Consider the following 23,862-nt stretch of genomic DNA (forward strand, 5'->3'; position numbering starts at 1 on the left):
TGCCGGACCCAATAAGAACTTTGCCCGGTCGAACCAGAGCGCCGCGCCCGGGCGCCGTGACGATACCGTGACATCGTCCCGCGCTTGACCCTTGCCAAATCCCTGCGGCCGTCTGTAATGATACTGACCCTTCTCCGGTCCCGCCGGCCGTCGTAACGGTTTGCGGACGCGGCCGAATTCCTTTGCGGAGACGGACGCGGCGTCGCGGTGGGCCTTTTCGGCTCGCCTTGCGGCGGCGGGTGTCTTTCCCGATCGGACAGGTGTCGCACGACGCGGTGGAGATCCTCCGCCGCATCCAGGAATTCACGGCCGGTCTCACCCGGCCGAGATTGTTTCGCGAGGTCGGAACCAGGATGGACGGACGCACGGCTCAGCATGGCGCTGCGCGTGCCCCGGAGGCGCAGGACATGCGTCGTACCGGCCCGTTCCCCCTACCGGCCAAGTTCAACCCCAGGCGCCCAGGGCGCCGAACGGCGGTTGACGGCAATTTCCCCTCGAACCCAGCCGCCTCGGTGACGAGGCCGGCTCCATGCCAGGCCACAAGCAGGTCGGGCGAGGCGCCGCCGGGACCACGGGCACGGAGAACGACGTCGGCCGCCATGCCGAGAGTCCGACATGGCCAACAAAATGCTGATCGACGCGATGCACCCGGAGGAGACCCGGGTCGTCACGGTCCACGGGTCTAGGGTCGAGGAGTTCGACTTCGAAGCCGCCAACCGGCGCCAGCTGCGCGGCAACATCTATCTCGCCAAGGTCACCCGGGTGGAGCCGTCGCTGCAGGCGGCCTTCGTGGAGTATGGCGGCAACCGCCACGGCTTCCTCGCCTTCAACGAGATCCATCCCGACTATTACCAGATCCCGCTGGCCGACCGGCAGGCGCTGCTCGAGGACGAGGCCCGCGACGCCGAGGAGCACCGCGAGCGCGAGGAGCGCCGCCGACGGTCGCCCCGCCGCTCCCGCGGTCGCCGCGCCGAGGCCCGCTCCCGCACCGACGAGACGGTGAGCGCCGAGGACGTGTCCGAGGCCCCGCTTGGTTCGGAGGCTGCGCAGGTTCTCGAGTCCCATCAGGATTCGGACTTCCCGCAGGCCGCCGAGTCCTCGGAGGCCCAGGCGTCTGACACCGAGACCCCGCAGACCGAGCGTCACGCCGAAGGGCACGTGGCCCAGGATGCCCAGGCCGGGCAGCCCGACACCCTCGCCGAGAACCCGGAAGCCGTGCAGGAGGCCGTCGCCTCCGAGCAAGCCGCCGGGGACATTCCCGCGCAGGCCGTCGAGGCCGCTCCGGCGACCGAGCCCAAGGCCGAGACTGAGACCGAGGCCCGGCCCGAGCAGCCGGCGGCCGACCGCGACGAGGCGGTCGAGCCCGAGGCCGTGGTCGCCGTGGCCGAGGCCCTGACCGTCGCCGACGCGCCGGCCGAGACGATCGCCGAGGACGCCGCCGAGGCGTCCTCCGTGCGGAGCGGGTCCGTGACCGGAGAGGCCGACGACGAGGCGGATCTGGAAGACGAGGACGAGGACGAGTCCGACTCGGACGAAGAAGACTCGGACGAAGACGATTCGGACGACGAGGACGAGGATGAGTCCGACGAGGAATCGGATGAGGATTCCGACGACCCCGACGCCGAGCCCCGGATCGCCCAGGTCGGCGGCAACGGCGACGCGCTGGCCGAGATCCCCGAGCGGCCCCGCCATTATCGCCGCCACTACAAGATCCAGGAGGTGATCAAGCGCCGCCAGATCATCCTGGTGCAGGTGGTCAAGGAAGAGCGCGGCACGAAGGGTGCGGCGCTCACCACCTACCTGTCGCTCGCCGGCCGCTACTCGGTGCTGATGCCCAATACCGGCCGCGGCGGCGGCATCTCCCGGAAGATCACCTCGGCGGCCGACCGCAAGCGCCTCAAGGAGGTTGTGGCCGATCTCGAGGTGCCGGAGGGGATGGGCGTGATCCTGCGCACCGCCGGCGCCTCGCGCTCCAAGCCCGAGATCGCCCGCGACTTCGAGTACCTGATGCGGCTCTGGGAATCGGTCCGCGAGCTGACCCTGACCTCGATGGCCCCGGCCCTGGTCTACGAGGAGGGCTCGCTGATCAAGCGGGCGATCCGCGACCTGTACAACAAGGACCTGGACGAGGTTCTGGTCTCCGGCGAGGAGGCCTATGCCGAGGCCAAGGACTTCATGCGGATGCTGATGCCCGGCCAGTCCAAGGTCGTGAAGCCCTACCGCGACCCGACGCCGATCTTCGCCCGCTACGGCGTCGAGCAGCAGCTCGACGCGATGTTCTCGACCCACGTCTCGCTGAAATCCGGCGGCTACCTGGTCATCAACCCGACCGAGGCGCTGGTCTCGATCGACGTGAACTCCGGCCGCTCGACCCGCGAGCACGACATCGAGGACACCGCGCTGCGGACGAACCTGGAGGCGGCCGAGGAGGTCGCCCGCCAGCTGCGCCTGCGCGACCTCGCGGGCCTGATCGTCATCGACTTCATCGACATGGAAGAGAAGCGCAACAACCGCGCGGTCGAGAAGAAGCTCAACGAGTGCCTGAAGAACGACCGCGCCCGCATCCAGGTCGGCCGGATCTCGCCCTTCGGCCTGATGGAGATGAGCCGCCAGCGCATCCGCACCGGCGTGCTCGAATCCTCCTCGATCCCCTGCGTGCATTGCGGCGGCTCGGGCTATGTGCGGGCCACCGCCTCGGTGGCGCTGCACATCCTGCGCTCCATCGAGGAGGCGCTGCTCAAGTCGGCCTCCCACAACCTGATCCTGCGCACCCGGACCGAGGTGGCTTTGTACATCCTCAACCAGAAGCGCGGGCACCTGCGCGAGCTGGAGCTGCGCTTCGGCGTGACGATCACGATCGCGGCCGACGAGCGGCTGGCTGTGACCACCGCGTTCCAGCTCGACCGCGGCGAGCCGGCCCAGCGCGCCGAGGGCCCGGTGACGGGCGTGCGTGCGCAGGCGATCTCGCCCGCCATGGAATTCGATGACGAGGAAGAGGTCGAGGAGACCGACGAGGCCGAGGCGGATGCCGAGGGCGAGTCCGACGAGGGCCGGTCCGAGGAGCGCGCCGACGGGTCGCGCGACGAGGGCGCCCGCGAGGACGGGACCCGCGATGAGGGCGACGGCCGCCGCCGCCGCCGTCGGCGCCGCCGGCGCGGTGGCCGCCAGGACGGCCGGTCCGAGGAGGGCCAGGCCGAGGGCGAGCGTCAGGACGAGGACGATCAGGACGAGGAGCGCGGCACCGAGGAGGCGCCCGAATCCGTCGAGGCCCCGATCGCGGCCGTGGCGTCCGAGGGCGCCGAGCCCGACGAGACCGTCGCCGGTCCGGACGAGAATGCCCGGACCGAGGAGGACGGCGCGCGCCGCCGTCGTCGCGGCCGCCGGGGCGGTCGCGGCCGCGCCGAGGGCCGGACCCGCGAGGGTGGCGACGCCGAGGGTTCGGCCGAGACGGAGTCCGATGCGGTCGCCCTGTCGGCCGAGGAGCCGGTGAGCGCCGAGGCCGTGGCCGAGGCGGTCGAGGCCGCCCCGTCCCCCGTCCACGACGAGGTCGCCGTCGACCTGCCGGTCGCGCCGACGCCGGCGCAGGAGGCCGCCGCGCAGCCGACGGAGCCGCAGGCCGCGGAAACGCAGCCCGAGCCGGCACCGACGGAGGCCGCCCCGCCGCGCGAGCCCGTCGCCGTGGTGCTGACGCAGCCCAGCGATCCGGACCGCCCCAAGCGTGCCGGCTGGTGGTCCCGCACCAAGGCCGCCCTCACCGGCGAATAAGGCCCCGCGGCGCCCCCGGACATCACGGTCCGGGGGCGCCGACCGGCGAGCGGACGCCTGCGTCCAATTCCAATAAGGGATGGTTATCCTTCATCTTCGGTTGAAGGTTTCGTGCGAATATGGCTCCCGAATCGACCTTCGCAGGAGCCCTCGCATGTTGAGTTTGCGCCGCAAGCGCCCGGTCCAGGATCTGGCTGGGACCGCGGCGACGGCCGACGCCCAGGCGGCCTCGCCCGTCGCGCCCTCCGGGGATGCGCTCCTGCCGAAGGCCCCCGAGCCCGATCGCGAATTGATGTCGCTCCTGGCGCGCCTGTCGGCGGCGGCCTCCGATGCCGGCACCTCGATCGGCTGGATGACGCATGACGCCTCCGGCACCGCCGAGCAGGCCCGGCTGATCGCCGCCGCCAGCGAGGAGCTCGCCGCCAGCACCAGCGAGATCGCGGCCCGCTCCTCCTCGGCCGCCGAGACCGCCGAGACCGCCCGCGCCGGCATCGCCACCTGCGTCGATGACCTGCAGCGCGCCAGCGACGGCATGCGCGGGATCGAGCAGGGCACCGAGGAGATCGGCAGCCGGCTCGACAGTTTCTCGGCCGCCGCCTTGCGGATCGAGGAGATGGCCGGGACCATCGCGGCGATCTCGGCCCAGACCAATCTGCTGGCGCTCAACGCCACAATCGAGGCGGCCCGGGCCGGCGAAGCGGGCCGCGGCTTCGCCGTCGTTGCGGCAGAGGTGAAGATGCTCTCCGCGCAGACCGCGAAGGCGACGGACGAGATCCGCGCCCGGCTCGGCGGATTGCGCGAAGAGATGGCGGCGATGCAGGCCGCGGTGACGCGCAGCCGCGGCGCCGTCGAGACCGGCGCCGCCGCGATGGTGCGGGCCAATGTCCGGGTCGAGGCGGAGAGCGGCGCCGTCGCCACCGTGGCGGCCCAGATGCGCGAGGCCTCCGAGATCATGGGCCAGCAGATCCAGGCGACCGGCGAGATCGCCCGGAGCGTCGGCCGGATCGCCGAGGGCACCGACAAGGGCCGCCGGGAGATCGGCGATGCGCTGGGCCAGCTCGACCGGATCGAGGATCTCGGCCGCACCCTGCTCGACCGGCAGGCCGGCGACGACGCGGCGATGCGGCTCGCGCGTATCCCGGCCGATTGCGCCGCCTGGCGCCGGGCCATGGCGGCGACCCTCGTGGGGATGCGCTCGGTCGATACGCCCCCGGTCGGCATCCCGGCCGATCCGAGCCGCCCGGCCGCCGTGGAATCGGCCCTGACCCGGGCCCGCGACCTCGCCGCGTCCCTGGCCCGGCACATCCGTGCCCAGGCCTGGGACGAGGCGACCACGGCCTTCACCAGCTTCGAGGCGGCCCTGGACGAGGCCAAGGCGGCGGCCGGAGCCTGAGGCTCAGTCCGCGACCAGCCCGTCCAGGCGCATGCGGGTGATCAGGGCGACCTCCTCCAGGGCGGTCGCTTCCTCGTCGGCCGGGTCCCGGGCGAGCCGGACCTCGAAGGCGGCCAGGATCTCGGCCCGGCTGCGCCCGCGCACCGCGATGATGAACGGGACGCCGAACCGCGCCCGGTAGGCCGCGTTCAGGCGGTCGAAGGCCGCGGCCTCCTCCGGCGTGATGCGGTCGAGGCCGGCGCTGCCCTGCTCGCGCGTCGATTCCGCCGTCAGGCTGCGGGCCCGGGCCTCCGGGCCGGCGAGCTCCGGGTGGTTGTTGAGGAAGGCGCGGCGCCGCTCCGCCGGGGCGGCACGCACCGCCTGCATCATCGCGTCGTGCAGGGCGCCGACGCTCGCGAAGGGCCGGTGCGGCCAGGCGGCCTCCGCCACCCAGGGCGCGTGCTCGAACACGCCGCCGAGCAGCGCCACGAAGGCCTCCGCCTCCATCCGGTTGATCGCGGCGAGATCCGGCATGGCCTCAGCTGCCGCGATAGGTGGTGAAGCTCGCGGGCGCGCACAGCATCGGCACGTGGTAGTGCTGCCGGGCGTCGAAGATCGCGAAGCGCACCACCGGGTCATCGATGAAGATGTCGGCCTCGGCCGTGCCCGGGCGCTGCCGGAAATAGTCGCCGACGTGGAAGACCAGCTCGTACTGGCCCGTCCGGGCCTCGTCGGCGGGCAGGATCGGCGCATCGGTGCGCCCGTCCGCGTTGGTCACCGCGCTGCGCACCAGCCGCCACCTCTCACCGTCGAGCACCGAGAGCTCGATGCGTACCCCGGCGGCCGGGCGGCCGCGATCGGTGTCGAGGACATGGGTCGAGATGCCGGCCATGGATGCGCAGTCCCGGTAGGGTTGGGCTCAGCTGCCGCGATAGTAGGAATAGCCCCAGGGCGTGAACAGCACCGGCAGGTGGTAGCGCTGGCGCGGATCGCGGATCTGGAAGCGGATCGGCACGCGGTCGAGGAAGTTGGGGCTCGGGAGCGCCACGCCGAGGGCGGCGAAATATGCCCCGACATGCAGCAGCACTTCGTAGCGGCCGGGCTTCAGCGCATCGTCGACCAGAAGGGGTTCGGCCGGGCGACCATTGGCCGTCGTGGTAACCGTCTTGATCGGCCGGTACAGCTCGCCTTCGCGGATCGACAGGTCGCAGACCAGGCCGGCCCCCGGGGTGCCGTGGGCATTGTCGATCGCGTGCAGGGTCAGCCGGGGCCCGAGCCCGGCCTGCGAGGTCGGGGCCGCGGCGAGCGGCCCGGGCTGAGTGCCTGACGCGGGAGCAGCTCCGCTGGGCTGCGCCTGGGACGGCGTCCCGGCGACAGCCACGGCGCCGCCGAGGCCGAGCCCGCCGAGGCTCCGGCGGGTCAGGGCGATACGGTCCACGCCGGTCCCCCGTTCGTCCGCATCGAATGCCCCTCGCCCCGGGATGCGGCGCGTTTCGGCCGCAGAGGGCGACAGAACCGGTGTGAAACGAATCGCGACAGCATTCCGCCTGCCCCTCGCGCCATCGACAGGCCCGGTCTCGCAAAGGCCGAGCCAGCCGTCGAGGGCCTCAGGGTGTCTCGGGGTCGGTCGACGGGGGCGACGGTGCGGCATCGGCCTTCTTGCGGTCGCGCTCCTTGCGCAATTCCCGCTCGGCCAGAAGCCAGAACTCGATCTCGAACCCCTCCGGCCGGTGATTGCGCTCCCACAACTCGTAGGCGCGCTCCCGGATCTGCTCGAACGGGATCGCGTCCGGCGCGCCCCTGTCCTCGGTTCGATTCGGGGGCGGGCGCGGGCCGCTCTCCGGAGCGCTGGGCTCCGGAGCGGACCGTATGTCGGGACCGGTTTCCGGCGCCTCGTCTTTCATCAGGAGGCCGGCCTGTCGAGATAGGCGGCGACGCTGGTGATGCGGCTTCCCACCATGGTCACGGCCTTGCGCAGCCGCTCCTCGCTGACGCCGAAGCGCTGCGCCCACTCCTCGCGCATCACCCGGTCGTAGATGTCGATATGCGTCTTGCCTCTGAACTCGGTGGACATGGTTCGCACGCTCTGGATTGCTGGTCAGCCGCGGCCAGGCCGGGCTGTCTGAAGGGACAACCGGAGAGGGCGGGATCGGTTGCCAGGCATCGTTCGATCGGACGGCGCCTTCGGATCGCGGAGGCGGCGGCGGGCAAGCCCTCGGTCGTCGGCCGCCTGAGCCGGCCTCGATCCGGATGCCGGCGTCCGTCTGAGACGTCGTATTTCTGGACGATCGGTCTTCCGGTTCGTCACCCGGCGCTGCCCCCAACCGGGCGGCGCTCGGCCGGCGCTTCCTCCGCGCGGACCGACTCGCACAGGAAGGGCGATGGCGGGGCCTCGACGCCGCGCCAGCGGGCATAGGCCCAGGGGCGATACCAGGCGGCCCCATCCGGAAGGCGGTCGGGCACGAGATCGATGCCGTGCGTGCCGAACGGACCGCAGCGGCAGATCCGCGAGAAGCCCATCCAGGCCCCCGGCCAGACCCCGTGCCGGGCGATCGCCTGGTCGGTATATTCGGAGCAGCTCGGCCAGTGCCGGCACTGGCGGCCGATCAGGCCCGACAGGGTGAGCTGGTAGGTGCGAATCGCCCAATGCGCGGCGCGGCGGACCATCGGGCCCTACGCGGCCGCCTGACGCTTGATGGCGATCTGGTCGAGGGCGTCGACCACCGCGTCGAAGGTCAGCAGGGTCGAGGCGTGCCGCGCCTTGAAATCCCGCACCGGTTCCAGGACCGCGAGATCCGCCCAGGCGCCGCCGGGGGCCGGGCCGTTCTCCTTCAGCATCGCCCGCATGGATTCGCGGACATTGCGCAACTCCTCCGCGCTGGCGCCGACCACGTGGCGGCCCATCAGCGACGAGGAGGCCTGGCCCAGGGCGCAGGCCCGGACCTCCTGGGCGAAATCGGCCACGCGGCCGTCCTCGCCCAGGACGAGGTCGACCGTCACCGTCGAGCCGCACAGGCGGGAATGCGCGGTGGCGCTGGCGTCGGGCCGTTCCAGGCGTCCCAGCCGCGGGATATCGGCGGCCAGTTCGAGGATACGGCGGTTATAGATGTCGTCGAGCATCGGGGCCTCGGCCGGGTGCGTCATCCGATCGGGCTTTTGCCCATCGGGATTCTGCCGCGCGACGCGTGCATTGCGTGTTGCCGCGCGAACAATGATATAGGCCGCATGCGGTCGCTTCGCGAGGAGGCGGCTCGTCGACCAGGGTCGCGCCCACGGCCAAGGTAGTTCCCACGGCTCAAGTCCAACCGGGGCGCCGGCTCGAAGCTGTTTCGAGCCCGGGATCTCCCTCTCAGCCCGACGCGATCCGACGATGTATGCCAAGCCTGATAGCACCACGATGAAGTCCCGTGTGGCGCGGGCCGGAGATGCCATGGATGCCGCGCTTAAATCACTGTCCTACCGGGGTGAGGGAAACGGTCTGGACCGTGGCGGCCTCGATGGGCAAGATCTGGGACAGAGTCTGACGGGTATGCGCAACGACAACCGCCCGGTCGATGACGGCCGCCCCGCTCCGGTCGAGATCGCGCCCGAGCCCGCCTCCGCCACCCGCGTGCCCGAGGGCATCGAGACCGGCCGGCCGAGCCGCGCCGAGGCCGAGGCCGCCGTGCGCACGCTCCTGCGCTGGGCCGGCGACGACCCGAACCGCGAGGGCCTGCGCGACACGCCGGCCCGGGTCACCAAGGCTTTCGGGCAGCTGTTCGGCGGCTACGAGATGGACGCCGAGGCCCTGCTGGCCCGGGTCTTCGAGGAGGTCGAGGGCTATTCGGACATCGTGCTGGTGCGCGACATCCCGTTCTACTCCCATTGCGAGCACCACATGGTGCCGTTCATGGGGCTCGCCCATATCGCCTATTACCCGACCCGCGGCGTCGTCGGGCTCTCGAAGCTCGCCCGCGTGGTCGATACCTTCGCGCGCCGCCTCCAGACGCAGGAGACGATGACCGCCCAGATCGCCGACGTGATCGAGAGCATCCTCAAGCCCCGCGGCGTCGCCGTGATGGTCGAGGCCGAGCATCTCTGCATGGCGATGCGCGGCGTGCAGAAGGCCGGTGTCTCGACCATCACCAGCCAGTTCCGCGGCGTGTTCAAGGACGACGCCAGCGAGCAGGTGCGCTTTCTCACGCTGGTGCGCGGCGGGACCAAGTAACCGCGGGCCGGATCGCCCGATCGGGCGGCCACCGTCACGCGGTCTTCATCGATCAGCCTACACGCAATAGCCTCGACGCAGCTTTACCGGACTCGCTTCTGCCGCCATGACCGCAAGCGACATCGCTTTCGATCCCCCCGGCACCCGGGCCGAGGTCGAGGAAGGCACGACCTTCACCCCGCGCTTCGACCGGGACGGCCTGGTCACCTGTATCGCGGTCGACGCCCATGACGGGCGGGTGCTGATGCTCGCCTACATGAACGCCGAATCGCTGGCCCGGACCATCGCCACCGGCGAGGCCTGGTACTGGTCGCGGTCCCGGCAGGAGCTCTGGCACAAGGGCGCGACCAGCGGGCAGATCCAGCGCGTCGTCGAGATGCGGGTCGATTGCGACCAGGACGCGCTGCTGATCCGCGTTGAGGTCGGCGGCGATGGCGGCTGCTGCCATACCGGCCGCCGCGCCTGCTTCTATCGCCGGGTCGTCCGCGGGCCGGATGGCGCCGTCGCCCTGGAGGCGGCCGGGACATGAGCTCGTCCCTTGCCTTGCAGTGGCAAGAGTGTCCGGCCGTCCCCCATTTCCTTCCCGGCACCGTCGAGCCGATCCGCCCCCCGCCCAGCGCCGGCCCCCGCATCGGGCTGGCGCTGGGCGGCGGCTCAGCCCGGGGCTGGGCCCATATCGGGGTGATCCGCGCCCTCGAGGAAGGCGGCATCCATCCCACCGTGGTGGCCGGCTGCTCGATCGGCGCCGTGGTCGGCGCCTGCTACGCCGCCGGCCGCCTCGACCGCTTGGAATCCTTCGCCCGGGAGCTGACAAGGCGCCGGGTGGTCCGGCTGATCGACCCGCGCTTTCCCGGTTCCGGGCTGATCGCCGGCAACCGCCTGCGTCAGCGGCTGTTCGCCGATCTCGGCACGCGCCGGATCGAGACCCTGCCGATCCGCTTCGGCTGCGTCGCCACCGAGTTCGGCAGCGGCCTGGAGGTGAGCCTGACCGAGGGCCCGACGGTCGAGGCGGTGCGCGCCTCCTACGCGATCCCCGGCCTGTTCCCGCCCGTGACCCATGAGGGGCGGGTGCTGATGGACGGGACGCTGGTCAACCCGGTGCCGGTGGCGCTCGCCCGCACGCTCGGGGCCGACCTCGTGATCTGCGTGAACCTCAACGGCGATACCGGCGGCCCGGTGGTGCACGAGGTGCCGACCCCGGCTCCGCGGCGCAGCTTCCTGCAGCTGATCCGCGCGCGCCTGCCCGGCTTCGAGCCCCAGGAGCCGGAGATCCCGGTGCCGGGCATCGCCCGGGTGGTGCTCGGTGCCTTCAACATCACCCAGGACCGGATCTCCCGGGCGCGGCTGGAGCGCGACCCGCCGGACGTGGCGATCGGCCCGGATGTCGCCGGTTTCGGCCTGTTCGACTTCCACAAGGCCGACGAGGGGATCGCGATCGGCTACCGGGCGGCCCGGGCGGCCCTGCCCCGGATCCGCGCCGTCGTGAACGGCGCGGCCGCGCGGGCCTAGAGACCCATCCGGCTAAGCAATTGCCGGCTCTGGGAAAAAGACGGCGCCCGATCCAGCGCACGGTCGGCCGGTTTCGCGCCAGGATCGTCACGCGGTTGTCGCAGCCGGTTGCGATGGGCCCTCATCGACCTAGAGGGCTTCCAATGTATTCGAGCCGCCGCCAGATCCTTCTCTCCGGGGGGGCCAGCCTCGTCGGGATGGCGACCGGCCTGGCCCGCCCCGGCCTGAGCCGGGCCGCCGACCGGCCGCTCCTCAGCCACGGCCTCCAATCCGGCGATGTCGGCACCGATTCCGCCGTGGTCTGGGCCCGCTCCGACCGGCCGGCCCGGGCGATCATCGAGTGGGCGACCACCGAGAGCTTCTCCGAGATCCGCGGCGGGGTCTTCGCCGACGCGCTGCCCGAGAGCGACGGCACCGTGAAGGTGGCGCTGACCGGGCTGCCGCCGGGTCAGGACGTGTTCTACCGGGTCCGGCTCCAGGACGTCGCCGCGCCGACCATCGTCGGCCCCGCGCAGGTCGGCCGGTTCCGCACCGCGCCGGCGGATAAGCGCTCGGTCTCGTTCTGCTGGTCGGGCGACACGGTTGGCCAGGGCTGGGGCATCGACGAGGCCCGCGGCGGCATGACGATCTACTCGGCGATCCTCAAGAACCGGCCGGACTTCTTCATCCATTCCGGCGACACGATCTACGCCGACGGGCCGATCCAGTCCGAGGTGAAGCTCCCGGACGGCAGCCTCTGGCGCAACCGCGTCACCGAGGAGGTGTCGAAGCCCGCCGAGTCGCTCGCCGAGTTCCGCGGCCGCCACAAGTACAACCTCACCGACCGGAACGTGCTGGCGATGAACGCCGCGGTGCCGATCCTGGCGCAGTGGGACGACCACGAGGTCACCAACAACTGGTGGCCGGGCGAGCCGCTCACCCGGGCCGAGCACCTGAAGAAGAAATACGCCGACCCGAACGTGCTCGCGCTGCAGCTGCGCGCGGCCCGGGCGTTCCACGAATACATGCCGATGCGCTTCGAGCCGGCCGAGCCCGGCCGGGTCTACCGCAAGATCGCCTACGGCCCCCTGGTCGACGTGTTCATGCTCGACATGCGCTCCTACCGGGGCCCGAACGGCGAGAACCTGCAGAAGGAATACGGTCCCGACGCGTATTTCCTCGGGCCGCAGCAGATCGCCTGGCTGAAGCGGGCGCTCACCGAGTCGCGCGCCACCTGGAAGGTGATCGCCGCCGACATGCCGCTCGGCCTCGTGGTGACCTACGACGTCGACCGCGATTTCGGCTCGGAGGCGGTGGCGCAGGGCGACGGACCGCCGCTCGGGCGCGAGCTGGAGATCGCGGACCTGCTACGCTTCATCAAGCAGTCCAAGATCCGCAACACGGTGTGGCTGACCGCGGACGTGCACTACACGGCCGCGCATTACTACGACCCCAACAAGGCGCAGTTCCAGGATTTCGACCCGTTCTGGGAGTTCGTCTCCGGGCCGCTCCACGCCGGCACCTTCGGGCCCAACGCGCTCGACAACACGTTCGGCCCGCAGCTGCGCTACGTGAAGGCCCCCGAGAAGGGCCAGGTGAACCTGTCGCCGGCCGCCGGCTATCAGTTCTTCGGCCATGTCGCGGTGGACGGCACCACCGAGCAGATGACCGTCACCCTCAAGGACGCGGCCGACACCGATCTCTGGCACGTCACCCTCGACCCCGCGAAGGCGTGAGGGACGCGGCGCGCCGGCCGGACCTTCGCCTCCGGCCGGCGGATCCCCCTAGGCCGTGGTGATGTAGTCGCGCAGGGCCTGGTGCTCCGCCTCGACGGTGGCGATGCGGCGCGCGACCACGTCGCCGATCGAGATCAGGCCGGCGAGACGGCCGTTCTCGCAGACCGGGACGTGGCGGAAGCGCCCCTCGGTCATGAGGCCCATCACCTCCTCGATCGTGGTGCTCTTGCCGCAGGTGGTGACGTCGGCGGTCATGTGGTCCGAGACCGGCGCGTCGAAGGTCGCGCCCCCGTGGCGCGCGAGCGCCCGCATGATGTCGCGCTCGGAGATGATGCCGGCCACCGACCCATCGGCATGCGCGACCACGAGGGCACCGATCCGCTTCTCGGCCAGGATCTGGATCACCTCCTCGAGGGTCTTGTCGGGGCTCACGGTGACGACGGAGCTGCCCTTCTCGGCGAGGATGCGTGCGACGGTCATGGCTCTCTCCCTGTGACGCGGTGCGTGCGCCGTCAGCCGCGGCGCCTTCGTTACGCTGTCGTCCGGGTTGGCCCCGGCTCGTTCACATTATGGCGAGTGTGTGACCGAACCGCCGCGTTGGCAAGGTGCTCAGATCCGGGCGGTTTCGCGCCGGTCCAGAAACGGGAACAGCAGAAAGCCCGCGATGAAGCCGCCGAGATGCGCGTCCCACGCGATGGCGGCGTTCTCGCCCACGAGCGGCACGCTCACGAGCCCGAACAGCAGGTTGGTCACGAGCCAGATCGCCAGGAAGGCCACCGCGGTCCGATTGCGCAGGAGTTCAGGAATCGTCTCGGCCGGCCGGTGCGGCGGCAATTGCCAGGGCTGCCCGGTATAGCCCGACGCGGGGGGCTGGAACACGAAACGGGCGGCCGCCGCCATCAGGGCCGAGATCCCCGCCGAGGCGCCCACCAGCGGCCCCGCGCTCAAGGGATCGACCATCACGTGCAGCAGGCCGCCGGCCACCGTGCCGGCCAGCGCGATCAGGCCATAGCGCCAGGCGCCGCAGCGCCGGGCCACGGGCGACCCGAAGGCGGCGAGCCACACGCTGTTGAAGATCACATGCATCCAGGAGCCGTGCAGCAGGGCGTAGGTGCCCAGGGTCCAGGGCTGCAGCGCGTGCTCGGAGGTGATGTAGCGGGCGAATGCCTCGCGGGCGGCCTCCATGTCCGGGTCGCCGGCGCCGGCCGCCGCCTGGATCACGTCGGCGGCCTTCCCGGGATCGAACCACACCGTCCAGCGGGCGGGCACCAGGGCGAGGTCGAGGACGACCCGGATGTCGAGGGTGTCCGGCAGCACAAACTCGCGCAAGGCCTGGATCGCCATCAGCAATCCGATCGAGAGCGTCACCACCCGCGGCATGTTGAACACGGGCACGCGGCTCTGGCGCGGGAATTCGGGGGAGGCATCCATCCCGGCACCATGTCGGGGCTCTAGGGGGTCGGGCAAGTCCCGGCGACGTATTGAAGCCTTTTCAGGTGACGTTCGGCTGTGGTCGGGTCATCGCGGACGTCCATAGGCGGACATCGGATTGCCGGCATCGGACGCAGATACGCGATCCAAAACCGGCTCACACCGTGCCATTATGGCGTTTGACGCCATAATGGCCCTCTGGCATTCTTTCGGCGTGACTGCCGTTCTCGTCATTGCCGACAAAGTGATCTTCGATGACGGAGCGATCCAGGAAATCGTCGTCTGGCAGGTGCCGACGCCTGTTCCGCCGACCGTACACGGCTTCAAGTATCGGTTGTTCTACGGCTCTCCCGGACAACGCCTCATAGGCTACGACAACGAGCGCGGGAAAGGCGATCATCGCCACCGCGAAGGCGTTGAGGAGCCCTATCACTTTCGAGGCTGGGAAGAGCTCATCGACGACTTCCTGACGGATGTGGCACGGATGAGGAGACGGAGATGACGGATGTCCTCCTGCATGTCGGGCACGACCCTGCGGCTACGAAGGCCCGCTTTCTCGAAGCGATCCGCCGCGCCGAGGCCGGTGCTGCCACGCGTGAGCGACACATCACGTTCGAGACGTGGGATGGCCTGGCCAAGGTTCTGAGCGGCAAGCGCCTGGAACTGCTGCGCCACGTCTACCAGCATCCTGCGGCGTCCGTCGCCGAACTCGGGCGGGCACTCGGCAGGGATTACAAGCGGGTCCACGAGGACGTGGAGATCCTGACGGTCGCCGGCCTGCTCGAGCGAACCGAGGGCGGCGTGCGCGCCGCCTACGATGAAATCCGCACCGTGATCAGCCTGAAGCCGGCCGCGTAGACCGTCCTGCGCCGGGCTCGCGTCCCAGAACCGTCCCGCGTCGGCCGGCACGGCGTATGCGCCGGGAGCCTCAGATCGCCCCGGATCGCCGGCCCGTCCCACGCGGATGTGCCAGGTTGATCCGGGGACGGACACCAGGCGTATCGATTCGGGACTCCGATGAAACATCCCACGAGCCGCATGCTCCATGCCTATTGGGAGCGCCTGCGCGGCGAGCGCGCCGCGCCCGAGCGCTCCGAGATCGAGCCGGGCGAGATCCGGCATCTGCTGGCCGACAGCCTGATCCTGGAACTCGACATGGCCACGCGCTCGGCCACGGTCCGGCTCGCCGGCACGCGGGTCTGCGCCCTCTACGGCCGCGAGCTGAAGGGCGAGACCTTCGCCAGCCTGTGGGGGTCGGAGGCGCCCGATCCCTGGCGCATCGTCGACATCGTCGCCAGCGACACCCTGGGCGTGGTGGCGGGCCTGCGCGGCCTGAACACGGCCGGCGAGGCGGTGGATCTCGAGCTGCTGCTGCTGCCGCTGCGCCATCGCGGGCGCATGCAGGTCCGGGCGCTCGGGACCCTGAGCCTCGACAGCACGCCCCATTGGATCGGCCTGCGCCCCCTGGTGGAGGCGGAGACCACCTCCTTGCGCATCCTGCCCGGGCGCAGGATGGAGCCCGCTCCGCCGGCGCGATCGGCCCTCCGGGGGCCGGCCGGCTTTCCCGGTCCGGTGCGCCGGGGCCATCTTCTCGTGCATGCCGGCGGGCGGGCCTGACACCGCGAGCCGAAACCTGAATTCAGGACGTCCGGCACGGGTTTTTACGAACGGATATCGCAGCCGATCGGCATAAGAATCGACATGGACAGGTCAGCCCTGATCCAATGGTCGCGCACGACAGAAAAATCCGTCCCGCGGCGGATATTGCCGAAGCGGGAAAAAGGCTTTCGTAACAGTCCGGGTCTAGCCTGCGACAACGATTATCGCGGCGAGGAGCCCATCCCGGTATGATCGCGGTCGAGGCCACCGCTGGAACGGAAACGGGCCGCGGGGTCAGCCGTGGGCGCGACGCCGCCGACCAACGCCGCCACCAGCGCGTGCGGGTCGCCGTGCTCGGCCGCTACATGCTGGCCGACCGCCGGGAATATCCGTGCCAGACCGAGGACATGTCGCCGGGCGGCGTCCGGCTGACCTGCGCGGTGGTGGGCGAGATCGGCGAGCGCGTGGTGCTCTACCTGGAGCATATCGGCCGGATCGAGGGCGTCATCGCGCGTCACAGCGCGGGCGGCTTCGCCGTCCAGCTCAACGCGACGCCGCGCAAGCGGGACAAGATCGCCTCGCAGCTGACCTGGCTCGCCAACCGGGAGATCCTGGGCCTGCCCGAGGGCCGCTCCCACGAGCGTCTCGTGCCGACCCATACGGCGGTGACCCTGCGGGTCGAGAGCGGGCGGGAGATCCAGGCCCGGCTGATCGACATCTCGATGTCGGGCGTGGCCATCGCCAGCTCGGCGACGCTGCCCCTCGGGGCGGCCGTGACGGTGGGCAGCACCCCCGGGCGGCTGGTCCGCTACTTCGAGGGCGGCTTCGGCGTGCAGTTCCTGCTGCCGCTCTCCCCCGACCGCTTCCATGCCGGGATGACGCTGTAGGGTCTTCCCCCCGGGCGTCTCAGATCTTCTTCGCGAGCTGAGCCGCGGTCTCCTCGGCCGGGCGCGAGAGGTCGAGGGCGCCGAGGAAGCGGTTCTGCGCGTCCATCACGTAGACGATCGCGGTGTGCTCCATCGTGTAATCGCCGTCCTTGCCGGGCACCTTGCGCGCATAGGCGCGATAGGCCTTCTCGGTGGCGACCACCTGCTCGGGGCTGCCGGTGAGGCCGGTGATGCGCGGATCGAAGCTCGACAGGTAGGTCTTCAGGCTCGCCGGGTCGTCGCGCTCCGGGTCGACGGTGACGAAGGCGACGCGCATGCGCTCGGCCTTCGGCCCGAGGGCGGCGAGCACGTCCGAGACCTGCTGCAGCGTCGTCGGGCACACGTCCGGGCAATGGGTGAAGCCGAAGAACACGAGGTGCGGCGCACCGGTGAAATCCCGCTCGGTGACGGTGCGGCCGTTCTGATCGATCAGCGTGAACGGGCCGCCGACACCGGGAACGCCCACCGGCGCCCGGTCCGGCATGAAGGCGAACACCGCCGCCCCGGTCAGGCCGACGAGGCCGAGGCAGAAGGCGAGGAGCGGGATCAGGGCGCGGCGCATCTCTTCGGACTCCGACCTCCGTGCTGCGGCTGGCACAGCACGGAACGGCGCGCGAAGGCAAGCCGGCTCGCCTGGGACCTGATGTCAGGGCTTGAACGTCAGGGCTTGGCGGCGGGCTCTCCGGCGGGCGGGGCGGCCGCGGCGCCCTTCGGCGGTTCCTTGCCGAGATAGATGTATTCCGGCGCGGCCTTCAGCTGATCCTTGGTCGTGTCGATGCGGGCCTGGAGCGTCTTGTCGTCGGTCCGGTCGAGCTTCATCACCGACGGGTCGACGGCCACGTATTTCGAGCCGATCCCCAGGAAGCCGCCGACGCCGATGATCCAGGCCTTCACGCTGCCCTTCTGGTCGAGGACGAAGTCGGCGATCTGCCCGATCGTGTCGTTGGCCGCGTTGGTGACGTTGGCCCCGATCAGCTTGCTGGCGACCATGTCGTAGGGGGTCTGGGCCACGAAGGTCGGGCGCAGGTTGTCGGCCATGGTGGCCGGCTGACCGGGGACCGGCGTCGCCGGCGCGCCGGCATTCGGGGTCGGGCTGGCATTCTGCGCCGCGGCGGTTGCGAGGCCGGCCAGCAGAAGGGCCGAGGCGAGGAACGGAGTGCGCATCGGGTCAGGACTTTCGGACAGGGATCGCAAACGAAGGTGGCGCCGCCTTAAGCCTTTGGCGCAGCGTAAGTTCCGCCGATTTTCATCGCGTCGCGCCGATTGCGTGCCCCTTTGCCGGCTGCGCGTCCGCGACCTGGGACCCGGCGTTCGGCGGCATCACCGTCGCGAGCGTCGCGTTCATGCGTGCCGAGAGCCACGCCACGAAGCGGCTCGCCCGCTCGTCCCGGTCGATCGGATGGGCCGAGAGGGCGACGTATTGCGTGCCGTCCGGCCGGAACCCGCAGGGGCCGCACAGGCGCCCGGCCGCCAGATCGCGCCCGACCATGTGGATCGAGGCCAGGGCGACGCCCTGCCCGGCCAGAGCCGCCTCGATCGCCAGGTAGAAATGCTCGTAGGTCATATCCGCGGTGCAGGCGATCGCCGGACGGTTCAGGCGCGTCCAGGCCGCCCAGGCATCGGGCCGGCTGCGGGTATGGAGGGCCGGCAGGTGGAACCGGCCCGTATTGGCCTCGAATCTCGGCAGGGCCTCCGGGCTGCAGACCGGTCCCATCGCCTCGTCGCAGATCACCCGGGCATGCAGCGTGCCGTCGATCGCGAAGTCGTTCCGGCGGATGGCGAGATCGACATGGTCCCGACGGAAATCGATGCGTCCCCCGGCCGCCAGCACCCGCACCTCGATCCCGGTATCCTGCAGGAACGCGCCGAGGCTCGGGATCAGGAATTTCAGGCACAGGGTCGGCTCGCAGGACACGACCAGCGGTTGCCGGGGCTCCCCGGCGCGGAAGTCGGCGAGCGCATCCTCCAGGTCGCCGAAGATGCCCCGGAGCCGGGCGGCCAGCGCGCGTCCCCGCTCCGTCAGGAACACGCCGCGGTTTCTGCGGACGAACAGCGCCGCGCCGAGATCCGCCTCGAGGTTCTTGATCTGCTTGCTGACGGCGCCGTGGGTGACGTGAAGCTCCTCCGCGGCCCGGGTCAGGCTCCCGTGGCGGGCGGCCGATTCGAACACCCGCAATGCGCCGAGTTGCGGCAGGCGCGCGCGCATGGGGTCCGGGGCATCCATGCGGTGAGTTTTCCTCACGTTTCCCGGTGAGAGCAACTCGATTTTTTCACTCCGGCGCCCGTGCTTCCATGAGCCGACCGCAGCGACCGCGAGGCATGCGGTCCCGGTCCGGCAACAGCGAGACCCCGGCCATCCGCATCGGCGACGATGCGCGGCCGGGCCCGCGATCCTTGAGGAGTTCGCGATGGAGCAGGCCGCTCTGATCGTCCCCGTCGTCTGGCTGGCCGTGCTGAGCCCCGGCGCCGATTTCGCCATGGTGTCGCGCAACAGCTGCCTGTACGGCCGTCAGGCGGGCCTCGCGGTCAGCACCGGGATCGCGATCGCGTGCTGGTTTCACGTCGCCTACGCGATCCTCGGGATCGCCCTGATCGAGCGCACGCTCCCCCACGCCTTCGGCATCATCAGGATCCTGGGCGCCGCCTATCTGATCTATATGGGCGTCTCGATGGTCCTGCGCCGCCGGGCGGCCGAGCCGGATGCCGCCGGACCGCCCGCCACCTTCAGCGCGCGCGGCGTCGTCACCGGCCTGCTCACGAACGGGCTCAATCCGAAGACCTCCATCTTCGTGATCAGCATCTACAGCCAGGCGCTGGGCCCGGACGCGCCGTTGCGGCAGCAGATCGCCTGGGGCCTGTTCATCTCACTGTCCCACCTGGCGTGGTTCGCCCTGGTCTCGTCGTACCTCTCGAAGCCGGGCGTCCGCGCCTTCGTCCTGCGCCGCCAGATCCTGTTCAACCGGGCGATCGGCGTCGTCCTCACGCTGTTCGGGACGATGCTTCTGTACGTCAACCAGCCGGGCGGCATGCTGTAGCCCGGGCCGGGAGCGCGCCGCTTTGACGGCGGGGCGCCGGCCGATCACAAGCCTGGCCCCATGCTGCGCCTCGTCCTCTACCAACCCGACATCCCCCAGAACACCGGCACGATGCTGCGGATGGCCGCCTGCCTCGGGCTGGCGGTCGAGATCGTCGAGCCCGCGGGCTTCGACGTCTCGGACCGGCACCTGCGCCGCTCCGGCCTCGATTACCTCGACCACGTGGCGATCACCCGGCACCGCTCGTTCTCGGCCTTCGAGGCCTGGCGGGCCGAGGCCGGCCTGCGGCTGGTGCTGGCCACGACGGCGGGCGCCCGGCGCCACACGGATTTCGCCTTCGGCCCGGACGATTGCGTCATGGTCGGGCGTGAATCGGCCGGCGTGCCCGACGCCGTCCACGCGGCCGCCGATGCGCGGGTGGTGGTGCCGATCCGGACGGGCCTGCGCTCGCTCAACGTCGCGGTCGCGGCCGCGATGATCGCCGGCGAGGCCCTGCGGCAGACCGGCGGGTTCGAACCGGATCGCGCCCCGTCGGCTTGATAGGGGCGGGCCGCCGGAAGCACCCGCGCCGCCAGCCCGGGAGACGCGCCGCATGACCGAACCCGCCCCCTACAGGCCCTCCCGGCGCCACGCCGATCTGGGCCCGGCCTTCTACGATCCCGTGGCGGCCGCGCGCTTCCCCGCGACGATCCTGCGCTACCGCAACCAGGACTGGGCCGCGCGCGTCGGCCTCGCCGGCCTCTCGGAGGCGGACTGGATCGGCCATTTCGGCCGGTTCGAGCCGCTGCCCGGCAGCTTGGAGACGCCGCTGGCGCTGCGCTACCACGGCCACCAGTTCCGCTCATACAATCCCGAACTCGGCGACGGTCGCGGCTTCCTGTTCGCGCAAGTGCACGACCTCAAGGACGGACGGCTGCTCGATCTCGGCACAAAGGGCAGCGGCACGACGCCGTGGTCGCGCGGCGCCGACGGACGGCTCACCCTCAAGGGCGGCGTGCGCGAGGTTCTGGCCTCGGCTCTGCTGGAAGCGCAGGGCGTCGACACCTCGAAGAGCTTCAGCCTGATCGAGACCGGCGAGGATCTCGTGCGCGGCGACGAGCCTTCGCCGGCCCGCTCCAGCGTGCTGGTGCGGCTCTCCCACGGGCATATCCGGATCGGCACCTTCCAGCGCTTCCGGGCGCTCGGCGAGCCCGACAACATCGCCCGGCTGCTCGACCACACGATCGCGACCCACCGGCCCGAGCTCTGGCGCGACAGCCTGGAGGACCGGGGCGTCGCCTTCCTGGAGGACGTGGTCGCCCGGGTCGCCCGGCTCGGCGCGCAATGGGCGGCGGCGGGCTTCGTCCACGGGGTGCTCAACACCGACAACATCAACGTCACCGGCGAGAGCTTCGATTACGGCCCCTGGCGGTTCCTGCCGCATTACGACCCGGACTTCACCGCCGCCTATTTCGACGAGACCGGCCTCTACAGCTTCGGCCGCCAGCCGGAGGCGCTGTTCTGGAACCTCGCCCGGCTGGCCGACTGCCTCCTGACGCTGGCCCCGCAGGCGCGGCTCGAGGGCGCCCTCTCAGGTTTCGGCCCCGCCCTGCAGGAGGCCTTCGCGAAGGCCCTGTTCGGCCGGCTGGGCTTGGCGGAGGCGTCGCGGCCCGAGACCGACCGGCTGGTCTCGGCGGTCTGGCGGTTCCTGGCCGAGACCCACGCGCCGTTCGAGCAGTTCTTCTTCGACTGGTACGGCGGCCCGGCGAGCGCCGGGCGTGCGGAGGCCGGCCCGAGCGCCCACCATTACCGGTCGGAGGCCTTCGCGCCGGTGCGGGCGGCGCTCGACGCGCTGGCCCCGGCCCCGGGCGCGCGGCTCGACCACCCCTATTTCGCGGGCGCGCCCTGCACGATGCTGATCGAGGAGGTCGAGGCGCTCTGGGCGCCGATCGCGGAGGCCGACGATTGGTCGCTGTTCACCGCCAAGCTCGCCGCGGTGGCGCAGATGGCCGAGGCCTGCGGCACGTCGCCCGCGGCAGCGGCCTGAGCCTCCTCGTCCGCCAGCCGTCGGCGCTCCTCGGCGTAGCCCCCCGCGATGGCCATATCGACGAGGCGGCGGGTCAGCCGGAAGGCCAGCCAGAACAGGACGAGGCAGACGGCAGTCGCGGCGGCAGCCTTGAGCGGGTCCACGGGACTCCTCGAACAATCTCCCCTATGTCGGGGGCGCCCCTCTTAGAGCCGCCCTGGACCGCGTTGCAATTGGACTTGGCTCCAAGGTCGTCTCCGACAGGGGCCCCAGCCCCGCGCCAACGCCGAACCGGGGCCGGTCCGGCGGCGGGCGTTCTCGAATTCAGGCAGGTGCCGTTGCGCGAGACCTTCCACATCGAAGTCCTCGGTCCCGAGGCGGACGAGGTCCAGACGCGGATCTCCGTGCGCGTCGGCAGCCTGGAGACCGCCCAGGAGCGGGCCCTGCGCCTGTTCGCCCGGGCCCGGGTCCCCCAGCGCTCCGGCGAGCCGGCCCAGGCCGTGCGGGTGATCGACGGCGCCGGCCGCGAGGTGTTCTTTCGCAGCCGCTTCGACTCGGCCGATTGAACCGGCCGATGCGCGCCGCCCTGATCCTGCCCGGGCTCGTCCTGCTCACCGGCGTGCTGTTCCTGCGCAGCTACACCCTGGCGCCGGCCCCCGACCGGCGCGGCGGCACGACGCTGCAGCTGACCTGGCCGAACCGCCCGGTCTTCGGCAGCCCGCGGGCCGACTGCCTCGGAACGCCCGCGGACGAGCCGGTCGTCCCCTGCCTGATCGCCTCGGTCAATCGGGCTCGGGGCGAGGGCATAGGGCTGATCCAGCTGCCGTTCTGCGCGACCTGCTACGCCCTGTCCGAGCGGATCGCCCGCCTCGGTCGCGACGAGGCGGCAGTGCAGGCCCGACTCACGCAGATCGCGCGCTTCGGCTGGTGAGGCGGGCCCGGGCTGTCAGAAGCAGGCGACGCATCCGCCCCGACCACAGTCCGGACGCGCCGCGTTCAACGGCGGGCGCGGGGCTCGCCCCGAGAGACGGGTGCGTGATCGCATTGCAGCAGCTACGCCCAAGGCGTACATTGGCGCATGGATTTCGACTGGTCGGATGCGAAGGAAGCGGAGGTCCGCGCCGAGCGCGGCCACGGCTTCCGCGTTCCGAGCCGGATCTTCGCAGGCCGAACCGTCGAGTGGGAGGATGACCGCGACGATTACGGTGAGATCCGCATGGTCGCAGTCGGCCGGGTTGAACGCCGATACTGGACGGTCGTCTACACGGACCGGGAGGACGCAACGGGACCCTACCGCTGGATCATCACCGCTTGGCCGTCCGAGAAATGGGAACAGCAACGATGGCACGCAGGAGCCTAGAGGACCTCATGGCCGGCGAGGCGGATCTCGATGTCGAGAAGCTCGCGGCCACCACCGACGAAGATATTCGCGGCTACAAGGCCCAGGACGGATTCGCCGATATGCCGTCCGGGCCGGCGCGTCCCGTCCTCGCGCCGGCCGAGGTGCGCACGCGGCTGGGCCTGACGCAGGAGGCATTCGCCCGCGCCCTGCAGATCCCGGTAGCGACCCTGCGGAACTGGGAGCAGAACAGGAAGCTACCCGACCCCGCGGCCCGCTCGTTGCTGAACGCAGTAGCCCGGGAACCGGAAGCTGTTTTGCGCGCTCTCGGCTCGCCGGTCGCGGCACCGGCGAAGAGGCTGTCCCGATAGCATTGCGGCAGCGAGGCGAAGCAGGCCGCCGGGATCGCGCGTCTACGCGGGCAAGATTTTCGTCATCCAGATATAGGAATGGCCCGGCGGCAAATCGTCCATCCGACCAATCTCGACATACCCAAATCTCTTATAAAATTCCGGCGCCTGAAACGTCATCGTGCCGAGTCGGAACTTGATACATCCGCGTTTGCGGGCTTCCTGTTCGGCCTCGGTCAATAGCCGGGTTCCAATGCCTCGGCCGCGATGTTCTTCCCTCACCCACAGCATCGCGATCGCGAACCAATCCCACTGGATAAAGCCTTGGAGCCCGCCCAGCACAGTTCCTTGATCGTCGCGACAGATGAACCACAACGGTTTCGTCGGATCGGGACCGTTGTGCAACGCATTGAACGCATTCAGCCCATCTTCGACGATCTTGACCGCCGCGTCGGCTTCTGTGCTGATCGTGATGGTGCTTGCAGTCATTGTAAGCGTCCGAGGTGAAAAATTCGAACACCGACGCGCGGAGCGTTGCTCTCACCGATAGGATCGGAAGGGTTTCGGGCCGAGATTTGCCGCTTCAGGCGAGCGAGAAGACAGCCCTTA

Annotated in this window: 30 protein-coding genes; 17 read left to right on the forward strand and 13 right to left on the reverse strand. The window is 70.7% G+C overall.

What is annotated here, in order from left to right; genetic code table 11:
- Positions 1-615 precede the first annotated feature (615 nt).
- A complete protein-coding gene (locus LGR69_RS14110; RefSeq protein WP_230366399.1) occupies positions 616-3,765 on the forward strand; it encodes an Rne/Rng family ribonuclease in 3,150 nt (1,049 codons plus the stop codon).
- Between the two features lie 154 nt (positions 3,766-3,919).
- Positions 3,920-5,158, forward strand: a complete 1,239-nt coding sequence (locus LGR69_RS14115) for a methyl-accepting chemotaxis protein (RefSeq protein ID WP_230366400.1) — start codon at positions 3,920-3,922, stop codon at positions 5,156-5,158.
- A gap of 3 nt (positions 5,159-5,161) precedes the next feature.
- Here the strand turns inward: LGR69_RS14115 and uraD are convergent, their stop codons facing one another.
- The 7 genes from uraD to LGR69_RS14150 form a co-directional block, all read right to left on the reverse strand.
- Complete coding sequence (gene uraD / locus LGR69_RS14120) at positions 5,162-5,671, reverse strand: 2-oxo-4-hydroxy-4-carboxy-5-ureidoimidazoline decarboxylase (RefSeq protein WP_007567338.1); 510 nt, start codon at positions 5,669-5,671, stop codon at positions 5,162-5,164.
- A 4-nt stretch (positions 5,672-5,675) separates the two neighbouring features.
- On the reverse strand, positions 5,676-6,029 hold the full coding sequence (uraH, locus tag LGR69_RS14125; protein WP_007567340.1) for a hydroxyisourate hydrolase: 354 nt from the start codon (positions 6,027-6,029) through the stop codon (positions 5,676-5,678).
- A 27-nt stretch (positions 6,030-6,056) separates the two neighbouring features.
- Positions 6,057-6,575 carry a hydroxyisourate hydrolase gene (gene uraH, locus LGR69_RS14130; RefSeq protein WP_230366401.1) on the reverse strand — a complete coding sequence of 173 codons (519 nt, stop codon included), beginning with the start codon at positions 6,573-6,575 and terminating at the stop codon, positions 6,057-6,059.
- A 169-nt stretch (positions 6,576-6,744) separates the two neighbouring features.
- Complete coding sequence (locus tag LGR69_RS31835; RefSeq protein ID WP_268868538.1) at positions 6,745-7,041, reverse strand: DUF2934 domain-containing protein; 297 nt, start codon at positions 7,039-7,041, stop codon at positions 6,745-6,747.
- Positions 7,041-7,211 (reverse strand): DUF3606 domain-containing protein, encoded by a 171-nt coding sequence (locus tag LGR69_RS14140; RefSeq protein ID WP_007567347.1) that lies wholly within the window; start codon positions 7,209-7,211, stop codon positions 7,041-7,043. Before LGR69_RS14140 ends, LGR69_RS31835 begins: the two co-directional genes overlap by 1 nt.
- A gap of 230 nt (positions 7,212-7,441) precedes the next feature.
- Positions 7,442-7,804: a membrane protein insertion efficiency factor YidD gene (gene yidD / locus LGR69_RS14145; protein WP_007567349.1), complete on the reverse strand. Its 363-nt coding sequence runs from the start codon at positions 7,802-7,804 to the stop codon at positions 7,442-7,444.
- A gap of 6 nt (positions 7,805-7,810) precedes the next feature.
- The gene (locus LGR69_RS14150; protein ID WP_007567351.1) at positions 7,811-8,257 is read right to left on the reverse strand and encodes an iron-sulfur cluster assembly scaffold protein; all 447 of its coding nucleotides are present in this window, start codon (positions 8,255-8,257) and stop codon (positions 7,811-7,813) included.
- Positions 8,258-8,507: 250 nt separating this feature from the next.
- Here LGR69_RS14150 and folE point away from each other — a divergent pair, with 250 nt between their 5' ends.
- From folE to LGR69_RS14170, 4 genes are all read left to right on the forward strand, one after another.
- Positions 8,508-9,344: a GTP cyclohydrolase I FolE gene (gene folE / locus LGR69_RS14155; protein ID WP_230366402.1), complete on the forward strand. Its 837-nt coding sequence runs from the start codon at positions 8,508-8,510 to the stop codon at positions 9,342-9,344.
- Between the two features lie 106 nt (positions 9,345-9,450).
- Positions 9,451-9,873 (forward strand): phosphoribosyl-AMP cyclohydrolase, encoded by a 423-nt coding sequence (gene hisI / locus LGR69_RS14160; protein WP_007567355.1) that lies wholly within the window; start codon positions 9,451-9,453, stop codon positions 9,871-9,873.
- Positions 9,870-10,853 (forward strand): patatin-like phospholipase family protein, encoded by a 984-nt coding sequence (locus LGR69_RS14165; RefSeq protein WP_007567357.1) that lies wholly within the window; start codon positions 9,870-9,872, stop codon positions 10,851-10,853. The genes hisI and LGR69_RS14165 overlap by 4 nt, the downstream gene beginning before the upstream one ends.
- Positions 10,854-10,996: 143 nt before the next feature.
- The gene (locus tag LGR69_RS14170) at positions 10,997-12,568 is read left to right on the forward strand and encodes an alkaline phosphatase D family protein (protein ID WP_007567359.1); all 1,572 of its coding nucleotides are present in this window, start codon (positions 10,997-10,999) and stop codon (positions 12,566-12,568) included.
- Between the two features lie 48 nt (positions 12,569-12,616).
- Here the strand turns inward: LGR69_RS14170 and LGR69_RS14175 are convergent, their stop codons facing one another.
- Positions 12,617-13,048, reverse strand: coding sequence for a CBS domain-containing protein (locus tag LGR69_RS14175; protein WP_007567361.1), 432 nt, complete (start codon positions 13,046-13,048; stop codon positions 12,617-12,619).
- 129 nt (positions 13,049-13,177) lie between these two features.
- Positions 13,178-13,999 (reverse strand): rhomboid family intramembrane serine protease, encoded by an 822-nt coding sequence (locus LGR69_RS14180; protein WP_230366403.1) that lies wholly within the window; start codon positions 13,997-13,999, stop codon positions 13,178-13,180.
- A 172-nt stretch (positions 14,000-14,171) separates the two neighbouring features.
- Here LGR69_RS14180 and LGR69_RS14185 point away from each other — a divergent pair, with 172 nt between their 5' ends.
- The 4 genes from LGR69_RS14185 to LGR69_RS14200 all read left to right on the forward strand — a co-directional run bounded on the left by LGR69_RS14185 (position 14,172) and on the right by LGR69_RS14200 (position 16,485).
- A complete protein-coding gene (locus tag LGR69_RS14185; RefSeq protein WP_230366404.1) occupies positions 14,172-14,501 on the forward strand; it encodes a toxin-antitoxin system TumE family protein in 330 nt (109 codons plus the stop codon).
- A complete protein-coding gene (locus LGR69_RS14190; protein WP_230366405.1) occupies positions 14,498-14,857 on the forward strand; it encodes an HVO_A0114 family putative DNA-binding protein in 360 nt (119 codons plus the stop codon). Before LGR69_RS14185 ends, LGR69_RS14190 begins: the two co-directional genes overlap by 4 nt.
- 159 nt (positions 14,858-15,016) lie before the next feature.
- Positions 15,017-15,616 (forward strand): PAS domain-containing protein, encoded by a 600-nt coding sequence (locus LGR69_RS14195; protein WP_230366406.1) that lies wholly within the window; start codon positions 15,017-15,019, stop codon positions 15,614-15,616.
- Positions 15,617-15,846: 230 nt separating this feature from the next.
- Complete coding sequence (locus LGR69_RS14200) at positions 15,847-16,485, forward strand: PilZ domain-containing protein (protein ID WP_122161584.1); 639 nt, start codon at positions 15,847-15,849, stop codon at positions 16,483-16,485.
- Positions 16,486-16,504: 19 nt separating this feature from the next.
- Here the strand turns inward: LGR69_RS14200 and LGR69_RS14205 are convergent, their stop codons facing one another.
- The 3 genes from LGR69_RS14205 to LGR69_RS14215 all read right to left on the reverse strand — a co-directional run bounded on the left by LGR69_RS14205 (position 16,505) and on the right by LGR69_RS14215 (position 18,748).
- A complete protein-coding gene (locus tag LGR69_RS14205) occupies positions 16,505-17,086 on the reverse strand; it encodes an SCO family protein (RefSeq protein WP_050732028.1) in 582 nt (193 codons plus the stop codon).
- Between the two features lie 98 nt (positions 17,087-17,184).
- The gene (locus LGR69_RS14210) at positions 17,185-17,688 is read right to left on the reverse strand and encodes a PRC-barrel domain-containing protein (RefSeq protein WP_230366407.1); all 504 of its coding nucleotides are present in this window, start codon (positions 17,686-17,688) and stop codon (positions 17,185-17,187) included.
- Positions 17,689-17,770: 82 nt separating this feature from the next.
- On the reverse strand, positions 17,771-18,748 hold the full coding sequence (locus tag LGR69_RS14215) for a LysR family transcriptional regulator (protein WP_230366408.1): 978 nt from the start codon (positions 18,746-18,748) through the stop codon (positions 17,771-17,773).
- A gap of 184 nt (positions 18,749-18,932) precedes the next feature.
- On the opposite strand from LGR69_RS14215, the gene LGR69_RS14220 reads away from it, so the two are divergent.
- The 7 genes from LGR69_RS14220 to LGR69_RS14250 all read left to right on the forward strand — a co-directional run bounded on the left by LGR69_RS14220 (position 18,933) and on the right by LGR69_RS14250 (position 23,274).
- Complete coding sequence (locus tag LGR69_RS14220) at positions 18,933-19,559, forward strand: LysE family translocator (RefSeq protein WP_230366409.1); 627 nt, start codon at positions 18,933-18,935, stop codon at positions 19,557-19,559.
- 60 nt (positions 19,560-19,619) lie between these two features.
- Entirely contained in the window at positions 19,620-20,099 is a 480-nt protein-coding gene (locus LGR69_RS14225; RefSeq protein ID WP_230366410.1) for a tRNA (cytidine(34)-2'-O)-methyltransferase, read from the forward strand.
- Positions 20,100-20,151: 52 nt separating this feature from the next.
- Entirely contained in the window at positions 20,152-21,585 is a 1,434-nt protein-coding gene (locus tag LGR69_RS14230; RefSeq protein WP_230366411.1) for a protein adenylyltransferase SelO, read from the forward strand.
- A gap of 317 nt (positions 21,586-21,902) precedes the next feature.
- On the forward strand, positions 21,903-22,130 hold the full coding sequence (locus LGR69_RS14235; protein ID WP_007567380.1) for a hypothetical protein: 228 nt from the start codon (positions 21,903-21,905) through the stop codon (positions 22,128-22,130).
- Between the two features lie 8 nt (positions 22,131-22,138).
- Entirely contained in the window at positions 22,139-22,495 is a 357-nt protein-coding gene (locus LGR69_RS14240) for a hypothetical protein (protein WP_007567381.1), read from the forward strand.
- A 147-nt stretch (positions 22,496-22,642) separates the two neighbouring features.
- Complete coding sequence (locus LGR69_RS14245; RefSeq protein ID WP_007567383.1) at positions 22,643-22,924, forward strand: BrnT family toxin; 282 nt, start codon at positions 22,643-22,645, stop codon at positions 22,922-22,924.
- An 8-nt stretch (positions 22,925-22,932) separates the two neighbouring features.
- Positions 22,933-23,274 (forward strand): helix-turn-helix domain-containing protein, encoded by a 342-nt coding sequence (locus LGR69_RS14250; protein ID WP_007567385.1) that lies wholly within the window; start codon positions 22,933-22,935, stop codon positions 23,272-23,274.
- A 42-nt stretch (positions 23,275-23,316) separates the two neighbouring features.
- On the opposite strand, the gene LGR69_RS14255 is transcribed toward LGR69_RS14250, so the two are convergent.
- Positions 23,317-23,742, reverse strand: coding sequence for a GNAT family N-acetyltransferase (locus LGR69_RS14255; protein ID WP_230366412.1), 426 nt, complete (start codon positions 23,740-23,742; stop codon positions 23,317-23,319).
- Between the last annotated feature and the right edge of the window lie 120 nt (positions 23,743-23,862).

The sequence above is a fragment of the Methylobacterium brachiatum genome (genome assembly GCF_020523825.1).
In the GTDB taxonomy this organism is placed as follows: Bacteria; Pseudomonadota; Alphaproteobacteria; order Rhizobiales; family Beijerinckiaceae; genus Methylobacterium; species Methylobacterium brachiatum.